The sequence below is a fragment of the Paraburkholderia polaris genome, from assembly GCF_012927345.1.
Lineage (GTDB): Bacteria > Pseudomonadota > Gammaproteobacteria > Burkholderiales > Burkholderiaceae > Paraburkholderia > Paraburkholderia polaris.
Genome location: NZ_JABBGJ010000010.1, coordinates 63,826 through 79,120, shown reverse-complemented (window position 1 = coordinate 79,120; position 15,295 = coordinate 63,826). Strand labels below are relative to the sequence as shown.

Genomic DNA, 15,295 nt, shown 5'->3' with positions numbered 1-15,295 from the left:
CGAGTCGTAGGAGAATTCCAAGTTCGCTTCACTGGTTTTCACTAATTGTCAGGAAGCTGTAACACGGCAGGAGTTGTCCTATGGATCATTTGCAGTCGATGCGAGTTTTCGTCAAAGTGGCGGATCTCGGCAGTTTTGCCCGCGCTGCTAGCGCGATGGATATTTCCAACGCAGTTGCCACCCGTCACGTTGCCGATCTCGAAGGCCGTCTTGGTACGCGGCTGCTCAATCGCACAACCCGCAGCTTGTCTCTGACCGAATCCGGCCAGGTTTATCTCGAGCGCGCGCGCCAGATTCTCGACGAACTGGAAGACGTCGAGCAGATGGTGGTCGCGCGCAATCACGAACCCGTCGGCACGTTGCGAATAGTCGCGCCGGTCGTGTTCGGGTTGCATAACCTTGCACCCGTGCTGCAGACGTACGCGGAGCGCTATCCGAAAGTCATTCCCGATGTCACGCTGGTCGACCGTCAGGTCGATCTGGTCGAAGAAGGTTTCGACGTGGGCGTGGTGGTCACACGGCAGATGCGCAGCGCAAGCATTGTCACGCGGCGGTTGACCACCGGTTGTATGACGGTGTGCGCGACGCCCGCGTATCTGGAAAAACACGGCACACCCACGCGTCCCGAACATCTGCTTGAGCACCCGTGCCTGAGCTTGCCGTCCGAGTATTGGGGCGACGAGCGGGTGTTCACGGGTTCGGAAGGCGAAGTGCGGGTGCGGCCGGTCAACGTCATCGTGGCGAACAACACGGAAATGCTGCGGCAATTCGCGCTGCTCGGCATGGGCATCGCGATTCTGCCGAGCTATCTGATCGGCCGTGACATGACGCGCGGCAGGCTTGTGCGTTTGCTCGGCGATTTCCGTTTGCCGCAGGTCGAGATCAACATCGCGTATCCGAGCCGCCGTCACTTGCCTGCCAAGGTGCGGACGTTCATCGATCATCTGGTCGAGCATTTCAGCCAGACGCCGAACAGTCTGCTCGGCGAGCAGTGGATCAAGGACGGCCTTGGCAGGTCCGCCACGTCCGCCGCGCTCGATTCCGCGGATCACATGCCGCCGGAAGCGTTCGACGGCGCTGAGCCGCTGTCACGGCTGCTGGATAGCGAGTTATCGCCGCTGCCGAAGACTTTGGCGAAGACGACGAACCGTCCGCGGCCCACCGCGGTGTCGCCGTTGTAACGATTCGGGCGATGGTGCCGGTTATGCTGAGGTAAGCGTAGTCTGGTCGACAAATAAAAAGGCGCAGTCACGTCAGTGACTGCGCCTTTTTTCTGGCAATGTCGGAGCGGGCTGGAAGCTGAATGCTCTTCCGGCCACCCGCCCGAATTACGAACCGGTCTTGCGCGCTGCCGTTTTCTTGGCCGGTGCTTTCTTGGCCGCGGTGGTCTTGGCCGCCGCAGTCTTGGTAGCGGGCGCTTTCTTCGCTGCCGCCTTCTTGGCTGCTGGCACTGCTTTCACTGCGACCGCTGCGTCGTCGTCATCCGCTTCCGGCGCTGCTTTGGCTGCTGCCTTGGCCGCCGCGGTCTTCGCTGCTGTCTTGGCCGACGGCTCTTTCTTCTCGAATTCGAAGCCGATCTTGCCGTCGTTCTGCTTGACGAGGAATGCCTTGAAGTTGCGGCCGGTGCGCGACGACTTGAAGTTCGTCAGCAGGTCGGTGCGTCCTTCCTCGAGCAATTTCGCCATCTGCTCACGCGCGATTTCCTGCTGCAGAATCACCTTGCCCGAGCGGAAGTCGCAAGTCTTCGGGTTTGCAACCGAGTTCTCGCAGACATAGCTCATGCCGTGTTCGAACACGCGACCCTTGCACTTCGGGCACGCGCCGACCGGTTGTTGATCGGAGAAGTCGGGCGGTTCACCGTCTTCACCGCCCGAATCCTGACCGAAGTCGAATTCGAGCTTGTAGTTCTTGATCTCGTCGTCGAGCGAGAGCTTCAGGATCGCGGAGAACGGACGGCCCATCTTGCTGCGAAAACCCGAGAGCGGTCCGATCGTCTTGTTCTGCAACAGCTCTTCAACTTCCGGAATTTCGAACTGACGTCCGCCCGGAATCTTTGAGATCGAGAACTCGCACTTCGAGCACGCAAAGCGCCGGTAGTTCTCCTTCACCTGACCGCCGCAATTCGGACACGGCGTTTGCAACGTCGCGTAATCGCCCGGGATCGTGTCGGAATCGTACTCTTTCGCCCGCTTGACGATGGTTTGCGTCATGCGAGCGATTTCCTGCATGAACGCGTCGCGCGGCAGGTTGCCACGCTCCATTTGCGAGAGTTTGTACTCCCACTCGCCGGTCAATTCCGGCGCGGTCAACTCCTTCACGCCGAGGCCGCGCAACAGCGTCATCAGCTGGAATGCCTTGGCGGTCGGAATCAGATCGCGGCCTTCGCGGATCAGATACTTTTCGCCGAGCAGCCCTTCGATGATGGCGGCGCGCGTGGCCGGCGTGCCGAGCCCCTTGGCCGCCATGGCTTCGCGCAATTCGTCGTCTTCGACCAGTTTGCCCGCGCCTTCCATGGCCGACAGCAAGGTCGCTTCGTTGTAGCGTGCGGGCGGTTTCGTCACCAGTTGCTGGGCGGCGATCTTGTCCGTCTTGACCTTCTCGTCCTTCTGCACCGGCACGAGGTTCGCGTCTTCGCCGCTGATTTCGCGGCCGTAGACCTGCAACCAGCCCGGTTCGACCAGCACCTTGCCCTCAGTCTTGAAGTGATGACCGACCACTTCCGTGATCCGCGTCGTCACCCGGTATTCGGCGGCCGGGAAGAACACCGACAGGAAGCGCTTCACGACCAGGTCGTAAAGCTTCTGTTCCGGCTCGGACAGATTCTTCGGCGCCTGCGCCGTCGGGATGATTGCGAAGTGGTCGCTGATCTTCGAGTTATCGAAGATGCGCTTGTTCGGCTTTACCCAGCCCTTGTCCAAGACCTGTTTGGCATACGGGAGATAGTTGTTGCTCTCCTTGAGCATGCCCAGCGTTTCCTTGACCGTATCCATATAGTCTTCCGGCAACGCGCGCGCGTCGGTCCGGGGATAGGTCAGCACCTTGTGCTTTTCGTACAGCGCCTGAGCGAGGCCCAGCGTGTTCTTCGCCGAAAAGCCGAAGCGGCCGTTGGCCTCACGCTGCAAGCTGGTCAGGTCGAAGAGCGCCGGCGACAGTTGCGTGGACGGCTTCGATTCTTCGGTCACCGTGCCGATCTGGCCACGGCAGGCCGCGACGATCGTCTCAGCTGCAGGCAGTGCCCACAGACGCGAATCGCGCTTTTCAGGATCGAACTCGTCGCGCTTGAATTTCGGATCGAACCAGCGGCCTTCGTAGAAGCCACCGGCGCAGACGAAGTCCGCCTTCACTTCCCAGTAATCGCGCGGCACGAAGCGGCGAATCTTTTCTTCGCGTTCGACGACGATCGACAGCGTCGGTGTTTGCACCCGCCCGACCGTGGTCAGGAAGAAGCCGCCGCCCTTGCTGTTGAACGCGGTCATGGCCCGCGTGCCGTTGATGCCGACCAGCCAGTCCGCTTCCGAACGGCAGCGCGCCGCGTCGGCGAGCGGCTGCATTTCTTCGTCGCTACGCAAACGGGCAAAACCGTCGCGGATCGAGCCGGCTGTCATCGACTGAAGCCACAGGCGCTGCACCGGTTGTTTGGCTTTCGCGTGCTGCGCGATCAGGCGGAAAATCAGCTCGCCCTCGCGCCCCGCGTCACATGCGTTGATCAGACGGTCGATGTCTTTACGCTTGAGCAGCTTGGTCAGCACCTTCAGGCGCGACTCGCTCTTGGCAATCGGATTAAGGTCGAAATGTGGGGGGATGACGGGCAGATTGGCGAAACTCCACTTGCCGCGCTTGACTTCATAGTCTTCGGGCGCGGCGATTTCCAGCAGGTGGCCAACTGCCGAGGAAAGGACGTAGTCGTCGCTTTCGTAGTATTCGTCATGCTTGGTAAAGCCGCCCAAAGCCTTCGCGATGTCGTTCGCGACGGAAGGCTTTTCGGCGATGATCAGTGCTTTGGACATGACTCGATGTGAGGTTGGTAGATCCGGGTTGATGGCCTTGAGTGCGCTCAATTAGCGCGACCCTCGTTTGCGACCTTTGCGACCCAATAACGACCGCTTTATAGCACACGGCGCGAAAGCGGCGTGTCAAGTGCCATAAAAAGCGCGCCATGATAATTGCGCGCTCAGTAATTGAGCAAGCTGCGGAAAACGTGCCGTGTACCGCCCGCAACGCCCGCTCCGCAAGGTTCAGCGGCTGGCGGCCGCACTCACGCGGCAGTCAGCGCGGGCCGCAGCTTGGGCGCGCCGCTGACGCCGGGCACGGCCGTCAGGTCCGACAACATCCGCTCCACAATCGCCGCCTGCGGCAAAACCGTGCCAAAAAAACGTGTCGTTACCGAGTCTTCAATCAGGATGGTCGGGAAATTCTCGACATCCAGATCGTCGAAGCGGTCCGCATGGGTTTCGATGTCGATCCATGCGAAACAGATCTCCGGATGCTTATCCGCCAGCCGGTCGAAGGCATCCCGATACTCACGACAGGTCCCGCACCATTCCGCGCACAGGCAGGCAACGAACAGCGTATCGGGTTCGTTGACGCGCTCGGCAATCCGGTCTTGGTCGGTGTCGAGATTCAGCGCGGGCATGGTGGTTCCTTGCGTACTTTTGTCAGGTGCTTTGGCGCGAATGTAGCATGGCCGATCCCGAATCGTGGTCAACCCTGGTCAATGCGGGGTCAGCCGTGGGTCGCTCGCGTGAAGCGGCCGCCGGGCAGCGCGGTCACCTGGCCGGCGAGTTCGAGCTGCAGCAGCGTGTTTTGCAACGCCGCGTCCTCCATCTCGGTGCGGGTGGCAAGAATTTCAAGCGTGGCGGGGGCATGACCGAGTGCGTCGAGGAGTTGCAGCGCTTCGGTGCCCATGGCCGGCGGGGCAGTGGGCAATGTGGGCGCCGCTGCTAATTCGGGCTGAGTCGCTGCTGATGCCGGCGCGGCTACCGAATCCGGTTGATCTGCCACCGACGCCAGCCGCGTTGAGGAATCCCGCGTGCCCGCGCCGTCCCAAAGAACCGTCTGCTTGCTGGCGGCCTTCGCAGCAATGGGCTTGGCGAAGCCCAGTTCCTCCAGGACCTCATCGGGCGTTTCCACCAGCTTGGCACCCTGCTTGATGATTCGATGACAGCCGCGCGACAACGGCGCGTGGATCGAGCCGGGCAGCGCGAAGATATCGCGCCCCATTTCATTGGCGAGCCGGGCCGTGATCAACGAGCCCGAGCGCATGGCGGCCTCGACGATCACAACCCCGCTGACGAGGCCGGCGATCAAACGGTTACGTTGCGGAAAATTGGCGGCGCGCGCTGGCGTGCCGAGCGGCCATTCCGAAAGGATCGCGCCTTGTGCCGCAATCTGCCGCGCCAGCGCGTGATGCGCAGCCGGATACACGAGGTCCGCGCCGGTGCCGATCACGGCCACCGTACCGCCGACACCTTCCAGCCCGCCTCGATGCGCGGCACCGTCGATACCGAGCGCCAGCCCCGACACGACAGTGACGCCGGCTTGAGAAAGCTCACGCGCGAAGCGCTCAGCGTCTTCAGCGCCTTGCGGTGTCGCGCTGCGGCTACCCACCAGGGCGACCGCCCGCGTATGCAACAGATCCAGCCGGCCCTTTATATATAGTAGCGGCGGCGGATCGGGCATGGTGAGCAGCGCGGGCGGGTAGGCAGGATCGTCGAGTGTCGCCACGTGGTTACCGGGCAACTCGCACCATGCGATTACCGCGTCGAGTTGCGCGTCGAAGTCTGAATTAGGCGGTGCCAGCACAGCGCGCGCCGCAGTCTCGCCTGCGATCTCGGCAAGGGCCTCGTGCGATTGATTAAAAATGGCTTCCGGTAGTCCAAAAGCGCTCAGCAGTAAACGCAGGGCAGCGGGTTTCAACCCTGGCGCAAGTGAAAGCCGCAGCCAGGCGGCGAGTTCAATATCGGTTGCGGGCAAGGTGTGCATTGAAAGTCGATCCTCTTACAGGGCCAGCGGGCAGGCGGGCGCCATGCTAAAATTTTCATCATCCGAAATAACTGCAGCGCCGCGCCCACCCGCGCGGGCTCGTCGCTTAGCGCACGTGGCGCGTTGAATCGAACCGGTTCAACACCATCTATCCTCCGCGTAACGCGATGCGCCCACAACCTGGCCGAATGGCCAACGCTAGCCTTCCACCGGTCTGCGGCGCCTATAAAACACACTCAAGATCATGGCTTTACTGAACATTCTCAATTACCCGGACAAGCGGCTGCACAAGATTGCGAAGCCGGTCGAAGCGGTCAACGACCGCATCCGCCGGCTTGTCGCCGACATGGCTGAAACGATGTACGCCGCGCCCGGCGTCGGCCTCGCAGCGACCCAGGTGGACGTGCATGAACGCGTGATCGTGATTGACGTGTCGGAAACGCACGACGAACTGCTCGCGCTTATCAACCCGGAAATCATCTGGTCGAGCGACGAGAAGGAGGTGTCGGAAGAGGGCTGCCTCTCGGTGCCGGGCATTTACGACAATGTCGAGCGCGCCGAGAAAGTGCGCGTGCGGGCCCTGAACGAGAAGGGCGAAACCTTCGAGCTCGATTGCGAAGGGTTGCTGGCCGTGTGCGTCCAGCATGAAATGGATCACCTGATGGGCCGCGTGTTCGTCGAGTACCTGTCGTCGCTGAAACAGACGCGCATCAAGAGCAAGATGAAGAAGCTCGCCCACGCGATGTAATGCGCGTCCACCTCGCCTACCACCCCCGTTCATGAGTCATTCGTTGCGCGTCATCTTTGCCGGTACGCCGGAGTTCGCCGCGGCCGCGCTGGCCGCGATCCACAGCGCCGGTTTTCCGGTGCCGCTCGTGCTGACCCAGCCCGACCGGCCCGCGGGACGCGGGATGAAGTTGCAGGCGAGTCCGGTGAAGCGCTACGCGCAGGAGCATGGGCTTAGCGTGGCGCAGCCACCTTCACTGCGCCGCACTGGCAAATATCCGGCTGAAGCCGCCGCTGCTATCGAGCAGTTGCGCGCCACGCCCCACGACGTGATGGTGGTGGCTGCCTATGGTCTGATCCTGCCGCAGGAAGTGCTGGATATTCCGCCGCTGGGCTGCATCAACATTCACGCATCGTTGTTGCCGCGTTGGCGCGGCGCCGCGCCGATCCACCGCGCGATCGAGGCGGGCGACGCTGAAACCGGCATCACGCTGATGCAGATGGACGTCGGCCTCGACACCGGTGCAATGATCTCCGAAGCACGCACGCCGATTTCCGTCGACGACACCACGGCCACCCTCCACGACCGTCTCGCACAAGACGGCGCGCGGCTGATCGTCGAAGCGCTGATCGAACTCGAGCGCAGCGGCAAGCTGGCGGCAACGCCGCAACCGGCGGATGGCGTGACTTACGCGGAAAAGATCGGCAAGCACGAGGCTGCGCTCGACTGGCGTAAGCCCGCCGCAGTCCTCGCGCGCCAGGTGCGCGCGTTCGACCCGTTTCCCGGTGGCGTGGGCACGCTGGAAGACGGCACGGCGATCAAAATCTGGGCGGCGATCGCGGTCGAGGCACATGGCAACAGCGCGCCCGGCACGGTCGCCGAAGTCTCTCCCGAAGGCGTCGTGGTTGCCTGTGGCGAAGGCGCACTGCGTCTCACGCAACTGCAAAAGCCCGGTGGCAAGCGCTTGCCGGTGCGCGAATTCCTGGCCGGCGCAACGCTGGCAGCGGGGCAGCGTTTTCAGCTTCCCGAAGCAAAATAGCCGCCTTGCGCATACCTTGAACATCGTCCATTCGGCCGGTGTTCAAGAGCCCCGCCGCGAGTCTGCAGCGCGTTAGAATCCTCTATGCAACGGCCCGCATTTAGAGGATCCCCATGTTTGGCATCACCCATTTCGAGTTTTTCGTCGTCGCGGTCTTTCTGCTGAACGTGACGCCCGGTCCCGATACGGCTTACATTGTTGGGCGCAGCGTCGCTCAGGGCCGTGGCGCGGGTTTGATGTCCGCGCTAGGCATCTCCGCCGGTTGCTGCGTTCATTCGCTTGCCTGTGCGTTCGGCTTGACGGCGCTGCTGGCCGCTTCGGCCGCCGCGTTCACGGTCATCAAGTTCGTCGGCGCTATTTATCTGATCTATCTCGGTGTGCGCCTCATTTTTGCCCAACCGGCGGCAGACCAGGCGGTGGGCGAAGCGCGCGCTGCCGGCGCGCCGAAATCGTTGCGTCAGTTGTTCCTGCAAGGCTTCTGGACCAATGTGCTGAACCCCAAGGTCGTGCTGTTCTTCGTGTCGTTTTTTCCGCAATTCGTCACAACGGGCAGCGACCATAAGGCGCTGGCGTTCCTCACGCTCGGCGTGGTCTTCGTCATGATGAGCATGGTCTGGAACAGTTTTGTCGCGTGGATTGCCGGCAGTGTGACCCGCCGTTTCTCCGGCAAGCCGTCGGTGAAAAAGTGGCTGGACCGCGGCGTCGGCAGCGCATTCGTCGGCTTGGGCGTCAAGCTCGCTACCGCATCAAGATGATTGAATTTTCCTCACGCGCCCATATCTAACATTTCGCTTACAATCAGCCGCCGCGATCATGCGGCGCAGATATGAACCCGCGTTAGGGCAAGGAGTTGCAGACATGTTCAATTGGGTCAAAACCGCGATGTTGATGGCCGCGATCACGGCCCTTTTCATCGTGATCGGCGGGATGATCGGCGGGTCGCGCGGCATGACGATCGCGCTCGTGATCGCCCTTGGGATGAATTTCTTCTCGTACTGGTTCTCGGACAAGATGGTCCTGCGCATGTACAACGCGCAGGAAGTCGACGAAAACAGTGCGCCGCAGTTCTATCGCATGGTGCGCGAACTCTCCACGCGCGCGGGCTTGCCGATGCCGCGCGTCTACCTGATCAACGAAGACGCGCCGAACGCGTTTGCTACGGGCCGCAATCCGGAGCATGCGGCCGTCGCCGCCACCACCGGCATCTTGCGCGTGCTGTCCGAGCGCGAAATGCGCGGTGTGATGGCGCATGAACTGGCGCACGTGAAGCACCGCGACATCCTGATCTCAACGGTTTCGGCGACGATGGCCGGTGCTATTTCCGCACTGGCGAACTTCGCGATGTTCTTCGGCAGCCGCGACGAAAACGGCCGTCCGACGAACCCGATCGCGGGCATCGCTGTTGCGTTGCTCGCGCCGATCGCCGGTGCGCTGATTCAGATGGCGATTTCGCGTGCACGCGAATTCGAAGCGGACCGCGGCGGCGCGCAGATTTCCGGCGATCCGCAGGCGCTTGCCTCGGCGCTCGACAAGATCCATCGCTACGCGAGCGGCATTCCGTTCCCTACCGCCGAGCAGCATCCGGCCACCGCGCAGATGATGATCATGAATCCGTTGTCGGGCGGCGGCATCGCGAATCTGTTCTCGACACACCCGGCCACCGAGGAGCGCATCGCGCGTTTGATGGAGATGGCGCGTACGGGGCGCTTCGAGTAACGGTGCGCTGATCCGGCGTGACAAAAGGCGAGTCTGCGGACTCGCCTTTTTTGTTCACGCGCCGCGTCGTTTGCCGCGCGCTGCGGGTCCTTGCCTATTGCTCGTGCTCTGGCTGCAAGGGACTACGGGCGTTGGCTGTCATCCGCCCTCCGCGGCCCCGTCCTGCGCCACGCTACAATGGGTGCTGTTTGCGTCGCGCGCACCGCGCGGCCTGCCTTTGCCTCTTTCATGACTCCAAAGCCTTCTTCGCGTTCTGCTTCCCCATCGGCGCGTCCGCGCGAATCCCGTCTGTCGATGCTGCATCTCGCGCCCGAATCGCTCGGCTTCGCGCTCGACTGCGCGGGCCAGGCCGTCGGCGCCGTGCGCCTCGGCGCGGCTTTGCCGGCCGCGTTGCAATCCGTATTCGTCTCCGCGCCTGAAGGCAGTGCTGCCGCTGCGCGCGGTGCCGTGCAGGACATCGCGTACCGCACCATGCGGCGTCTGGCGACCGCCGAATGGCTGATCGCAAAGCTGGTGAAGAAGGCGCCGCCGCCGCACGTCGGTCATGTGCTCGCCTGCGCGCTCGCCTTGCTCATTGACGACGAAGCGAACGCCGCCTATGCACCGTTCACGGTTGTCGATCAGGCGGTGAGTGCAATCGCTGCGCGTCGTGAGTTTGCGTTCGCAAAGGGGCTCGTCAACGCCGTGCTGCGCAGTTTCCTGCGCGAGCGTGAAGCGCTGCTGAGCGCAGCGCAGGCCGACGAAGTCGCGCGCTGGAACTACCCGGCGTGGTGGATCGATGCGGTCAAAGCCGCGTGGCCCGACGCGTGGCAAGCGGTGCTTGCTTCCGGCAATACACAAGGTCCGTTGACGTTGCGAGTGAACGCACGCCGCTCGACCGTCGATGCCTATTTGCAAGTGCTGCACGACCATCACATCCCTGCGAGCAGAGCCGGCGAATACGCCGTCAAGCTTGCCACGCCGATGCCGGTCGACCGTATCCCTGGCTTTAACGACGGCATTGTGTCCGTTCAGGACGCCGGCGCGCAACTCGCCGCGCAACTGCTCGGCGTGCGTGACGGTATGCGTGTGCTCGACGCGTGCGCGGCGCCGGGCGGCAAAACAGGCCATCTGCTTGAACTCGCCAACCTTCAGCTCGTAGCGCTCGAAAGCGACGCGTCGCGCGCGCGCCGCATCGGTGAAAACTTGCAGCGGCTCAAGCTCGAAGCGGAAGTGCGTATCGGTGACGCGGGCACGCCGGCAAAATGGCACGACGACATCGACCAGCCGTTTGACCGCATTCTGGCCGACGTGCCGTGTTCGGCCTCGGGCATCGTGCGGCGTCATCCGGATATTCGCTGGCTGCGTCGTGCGTCGGATATCCCCGCGCTGGTCGCCGAGCAGCGCCGCATTCTCGACGCACTATGGCCGCTCGTGAAGCCAGATGGCGAGTTGCTCTACGTTACGTGTTCGATCTTCCCCGAAGAAGGCGAGTTGCAGGCGCAGTGGTTTGGAAACAAGTATCAGGATGCGGTACGATTGGACGCGCCGGGCCAACTTTTGCCCTCAGTTGCCCGCGCGCCCGCCGATACATCGGCCGGTTCCCATGCTGGACACGCCGCTGAAGATAGCGCCGGCTCGAACTCAGACCACGACGGATTTTTCTACGCGCGCTTTCAGAAACGGTGACCATCAAACGCTTTTTCCCGCTTCGGCTCGCTGCCGTGCTCTGGATCGTGCTGGCCGTCTGGCTCGCCGTACCGGGCGCGGCGTATGCCGATTCGATCGCGGTGCAGCGCGCCTCGCTGCAATCGGACAACACCGGCTGGAACATCGACGCGCGTTTCGACTTCGACCTGAACAGCAATCTCGAGGACGCCGTCAACAAGGGCATTCCACTGTATTTCACGACCGACTTCGAACTGAGCCGGCCACGCTGGTACTGGTTCGACGAGCAGCCGGTAAGCGTGTCGCAGAGCGTTCGCCTGTCGTTCCAGCCGCTCACGCGTGAGTACCGTGTGTCGAGCGTGTCGTCGGGTGGGTTGCAGCTCGGTTTCACGACGCTGAAGGATGCGCTCGCCGTGATCAAGCACATCACGTCGTGGCACGTGATCGATCGCAATCAGGTGCATGTCGGAGAGACGTACAACGCGTCAGTGCGCATGCAACTCGACATCGCGCTGATGCCCAAGCCGTTCCAGATCGACGCGGTGAACAACCGCGACTGGAGCCTCTCGTCGGAGTGGAAGCGCTTTACCTTCACGGTGACCGAACGTGCTAAATAGAGTGCGCAGAGACACCAGCGTCAGCAGCATCGTCGTGCGCGTGCTGGTGTCCACGGTCGCCGTGACGGCCGTGCTGCTGCTCGTGCTGCTTGCAGCAGCGAGCGCGAATACCGAATTCTTCGACCGCTATTACCAGTGGCTGTATGCGGCCAACCTCGTGGTCGCGATGATCTTTTTGCTGGTGGTGGCGACGCTCATCATCATCATCATTGCGCGGCTTAAAAAAGGTAAGTTCGGCACACGGCTGTTAGCGAAACTCGCGTTCTTCATGGCGCTGGTCGGCGTGGTGCCGGGCGGCATCATTTACGTCGTCTCGTACCAGTTCGTTTCGCGCAGTATCGAGTCGTGGTTCGACGTGAACGTCGAAACCGCGTTGACCTCGGGCCTGAATCTCGGTCGCGGCATGCTCGACGCCTCGCTGTCCGATCTGCAGACCAAGGGCCGCTTGATGTCGGAGCAGTTGGCGAGCGCGGATGCCGCCGGCACCACGCTCACGCTCCTGCGCTTGCGCGATCAGTTCGGTGTGCAGGACGCAACGATCGTCGAACCCACGCGCAGCATGTCGGGGGCGACGCCGGATATGCACGTGGTCGCGCAGGCGTCTGGCAATTACGCGACCCTCGTGCCGAACGACTTGCCCACGCCGCTGATGATCGATCAGGCGCGCGGCCGCGGTTACGCGGCGATCGAGGGTGAACTCGACGGCGATCCGCACGCGCATGGCAGCAAGGGCGCGCTGCGTTTGCGCATCGTGCAACGCATTCCCGATTCGAACGCGTCGCTGCTGCAGCCCACTGAACGCTTCCTGCAACTCACGCAGCCGGTCTCGCCGTCGCTCGCCCGCAATGCCGATGCGGTGCAGCGGGCCTACCGCGAGTATCAGGAGAAGGCGCTGGGCCGCACCGGCTTGCGCAAGATGTACATCGGCACACTGACGCTCGCGCTGTTCCTCGCCACCTTCATCGCGATGATGCTGGCGCTCGCGCTCGGCAATCAACTCGCGCGACCGTTGTTCCTGCTAGCGCAGGGCACCAAGGAAGTGACCGAGGGCGACTACACGCCGAAGCGCGAAATCAAATCGCGCGACGAACTGGGCTTTCTCACGCAGTCGTTCAACGCGATGACGCGGCAGCTGTCCGAAGCGCGCGCGGCGGTGGAGAACAACCGCATCGCGCTCGAGCATTCCAAGGCTTATCTGGAAAGCATTCTCGCGAACCTGACCGCGGGCGTGTTCGTGTTCGACAGGCAGTTCCGTCTCACCACCGCGAACCGTGGCGCCGAGCGGATTTTCCGTCAGCAGTTCCAGGAGGTGCTGGGTTCGGCGCTTGAGCAGATCGGCGTGCTGAGCGAATTCGGCGGGATGGTGCGCAAGGCGTTTGCCGATCGCGAAGCAGCGAGCGGCGATGGTCACGACGATCGCGGCCACTGGCAGCAGCAGTTCTCGGTGCAGGTGCCGGGCGAAACTGAGCCACTCACTTTGCTTGTGCGGGGCGCGCGCCTTGTGTCCGCGACTGACCGCGATGCGGAAGACATGCAGACCTCCGGCTACGTGGTCGTGTTCGACGACATTTCGGATGTGATCTCCGCGCAGCGTTCGATCGCCTGGGGCGAAGTGGCGCGGCGTCTTGCGCACGAGATCAAGAACCCGCTCACGCCGATTCAGCTCTCCGCCGAGCGTTTGCAGATGAAGCTTGCCGACAAGCTCTCGCCATCGGATGCGGATGTGCTGAAGCGCGGCGCGACCACGATCGTCAACCAGGTCGCGGCGATGAAGCAGATGGTCGACAATTTCCGCGACTATGCACGCACGCCCCCGGCGGTGCTCGCGCATCTGCAACTGAACGAACTGGTCAGCGAGGTGCTGACGCTGTACGGTATCGAGGAAGGCATGGGCGCGATTCAGGTGGAGCTCGCAGACTTGCCGGCGATTCGCGGCGACGCCACGCAATTGCGTCAGGTGATTCACAACCTGCTGCAGAATGCGCAGGATGCCGTGGCCGACCTCGAACAACCGCGTGTGTTGCTCGAGACGAGGACAGTAGAATACGGAGACCCCGACGCGGAAGGCAAAGTACGTGTCGCGGTGCGTCTGACGGTGTCGGATAACGGACCGGGCTTCCCCGCGCGTATCCTCACACGTGCATTCGAACCTTACGTGACGACCAAGGCCAAAGGTACGGGTCTCGGTCTTGCGATGGTCAAGAAGATCGTCGACGAACACGGCGCGCGCATCGACATTCGGAACCGCTTGAAAGCGGGCGATGTGATCGAAGGCGCGCAGATTTCGATCCTCTTCCTTCAACTGGCAGACGATGCCGCGGCACCTGGCGCAGGGTCGCGGCCGGCGCATGGCAATGCGTCGCAGGGAATGACAAAAGCAACAGTGCAGACAAGGGCAGCGTAAATGGCAACCATCCTGGTGGTAGATGATGAAATGGGCATCCGGGAATTGCTCTCGGAGATCCTGAGCGACGAGGGGCATGTCGTGGAGGCGGCGGAAAACGCGCAGGAAGCGCGCGAGTTCCGTTTGCGTCAGGCGCCTGATCTGGTGCTGCTCGACATCTGGATGCCCGACACCGACGGCGTGACCTTGCTCAAGGAATGGGCCGCGCAAGGGCAGCTGACCATGCCGGTGATCATGATGTCCGGGCACGCAACCATCGATACTGCGGTTGAAGCGACCAAGATCGGCGCACTTAATTTCCTCGAGAAACCGATTGCGTTGCAGAAGCTGCTGAAGGCGGTCGAGCAAGGCCTCGCCCGCGGCAATGCGGCAGGTGCGCCGGGCGGCGCGGTTGCCAAGCCAGCGTTGCCGGTCAGCGCTTCAGCCGTGGCATCGGCGGCTGCGTTGCCGATGCTGTCGTCGGATGGCATGGGCAGCGGCGCGTTGGCCGCGCAAACGGCGTCGATCTCGTTCGACATCCCGTTGCGCGACGCGCGCGATGCGTTCGAGCGCGCTTACTTCGAATATCACCTCGCGCGTGAGAACGGCAGCATGACGCGCGTCGCGGAGAAGACCGGCCTGGAGCGCACGCACTTGTATCGCAAGCTCAAACAGCTTGGTGTCGATCTCGGTAAGAACAAAGGGGAGTGAACGGCCGCGCCCTACGCGCAGGTTGGGCGCGGCAGATTTTTTCGAGAAGGGGCTTGCCGTGCTGCTGACCCTTTGATATGATTTCGTTCTTCGTTGGCCCGGTAGCTCAGTTGGTAGAGCAGCGGATTGAAAATCCGCGTGTCGATGGTTCGATTCCGTCCCAGGCCACCAGGATTCAGCCCCAGGAAATCGCAAGATTCCTGGGGCTTTTCCTTTTTTGCCCCTTTATTGACGGGCATTCGTGGCGGCATGGCTTGCTTGCCTCTACGGCGGGCGTGCTCGGCGGCATTGGGCGTCGCGTGATAAAATCGCGCCAGTTCAAGGACTTGCATGCGAGCGCGTCACTGGCGCGCCACCGCACCAAACACGTCTTTTCGTATCCTGAAGCTGGGCCTTTTGCGCACTCTGCCGCAACACGGCAAGGCCGCAACAGGCGCCGAACCCTTCGCCCGACGATTAACGGTATAAGCGCC

At 62.5% G+C, this 15,295-nt stretch carries 12 protein-coding genes and 1 tRNA gene; 10 read left to right on the top strand and 3 right to left on the bottom strand.

Annotated elements, in window-relative coordinates; genetic code table 11:
- Nucleotides 1-80: 80 nt before the first annotated feature.
- A complete protein-coding gene (locus tag HHL24_RS11175; RefSeq protein ID WP_169485550.1) occupies nucleotides 81-1,181 on the top strand; it encodes a LysR family transcriptional regulator in 1,101 nt (366 codons plus the stop codon).
- Between the two features lie 147 nt (nucleotides 1,182-1,328).
- On the opposite strand, the gene HHL24_RS11170 is transcribed toward HHL24_RS11175, so the two are convergent.
- The 3 genes from HHL24_RS11170 to dprA form a co-directional block, all read right to left on the bottom strand.
- A complete protein-coding gene (locus tag HHL24_RS11170) occupies nucleotides 1,329-4,007 on the bottom strand; it encodes a DNA topoisomerase III (protein WP_169485549.1) in 2,679 nt (892 codons plus the stop codon).
- A 248-nt stretch (nucleotides 4,008-4,255) separates the two neighbouring features.
- Complete coding sequence (locus HHL24_RS11165; protein WP_169485548.1) at nucleotides 4,256-4,633, bottom strand: thioredoxin family protein; 378 nt, start codon at nucleotides 4,631-4,633, stop codon at nucleotides 4,256-4,258.
- An 89-nt stretch (nucleotides 4,634-4,722) separates the two neighbouring features.
- Nucleotides 4,723-5,982 carry a DNA-processing protein DprA gene (gene dprA, locus HHL24_RS11160; RefSeq protein WP_169485547.1) on the bottom strand — a complete coding sequence of 420 codons (1,260 nt, stop codon included), beginning with the start codon at nucleotides 5,980-5,982 and terminating at the stop codon, nucleotides 4,723-4,725.
- A 244-nt stretch (nucleotides 5,983-6,226) separates the two neighbouring features.
- Here dprA and def point away from each other — a divergent pair, with 244 nt between their 5' ends.
- The 9 genes from def (at nucleotide 6,227) to HHL24_RS11115 (ending at nucleotide 14,993) form a co-directional block, all read left to right on the top strand.
- Complete coding sequence (def, locus tag HHL24_RS11155) at nucleotides 6,227-6,730, top strand: peptide deformylase (protein ID WP_169485546.1); 504 nt, start codon at nucleotides 6,227-6,229, stop codon at nucleotides 6,728-6,730.
- Nucleotides 6,731-6,761: 31 nt separating this feature from the next.
- The gene (gene fmt, locus HHL24_RS11150; RefSeq protein WP_169485545.1) at nucleotides 6,762-7,748 is read left to right on the top strand and encodes a methionyl-tRNA formyltransferase; all 987 of its coding nucleotides are present in this window, start codon (nucleotides 6,762-6,764) and stop codon (nucleotides 7,746-7,748) included.
- Between the two features lie 113 nt (nucleotides 7,749-7,861).
- Complete coding sequence (locus HHL24_RS11145; RefSeq protein WP_169485544.1) at nucleotides 7,862-8,503, top strand: LysE family translocator; 642 nt, start codon at nucleotides 7,862-7,864, stop codon at nucleotides 8,501-8,503.
- 103 nt (nucleotides 8,504-8,606) lie between these two features.
- The gene (gene htpX / locus HHL24_RS11140; RefSeq protein ID WP_054037107.1) at nucleotides 8,607-9,464 is read left to right on the top strand and encodes a zinc metalloprotease HtpX; all 858 of its coding nucleotides are present in this window, start codon (nucleotides 8,607-8,609) and stop codon (nucleotides 9,462-9,464) included.
- A 228-nt stretch (nucleotides 9,465-9,692) separates the two neighbouring features.
- Complete coding sequence (gene rsmB, locus HHL24_RS11135; RefSeq protein ID WP_169485543.1) at nucleotides 9,693-11,132, top strand: 16S rRNA (cytosine(967)-C(5))-methyltransferase RsmB; 1,440 nt, start codon at nucleotides 9,693-9,695, stop codon at nucleotides 11,130-11,132.
- Nucleotides 11,129-11,728, top strand: a complete 600-nt coding sequence (locus HHL24_RS11130) for a DUF4390 domain-containing protein (protein ID WP_169485542.1) — start codon at nucleotides 11,129-11,131, stop codon at nucleotides 11,726-11,728. The genes rsmB and HHL24_RS11130 overlap by 4 nt, the downstream gene beginning before the upstream one ends.
- Nucleotides 11,718-14,132: a sensor histidine kinase gene (locus HHL24_RS11125; protein WP_169485541.1), complete on the top strand. Its 2,415-nt coding sequence runs from the start codon at nucleotides 11,718-11,720 to the stop codon at nucleotides 14,130-14,132. The genes HHL24_RS11130 and HHL24_RS11125 overlap by 11 nt, the downstream gene beginning before the upstream one ends.
- On the top strand, nucleotides 14,133-14,822 hold the full coding sequence (gene esaR, locus HHL24_RS11120; protein ID WP_169485540.1) for a response regulator transcription factor EsaR: 690 nt from the start codon (nucleotides 14,133-14,135) through the stop codon (nucleotides 14,820-14,822). It abuts the gene before it with no gap.
- Nucleotides 14,823-14,917: 95 nt separating this feature from the next.
- Nucleotides 14,918-14,993, top strand: a tRNA-Phe gene (locus tag HHL24_RS11115).
- Nucleotides 14,994-15,295: the final 302 nt, after the last annotated feature.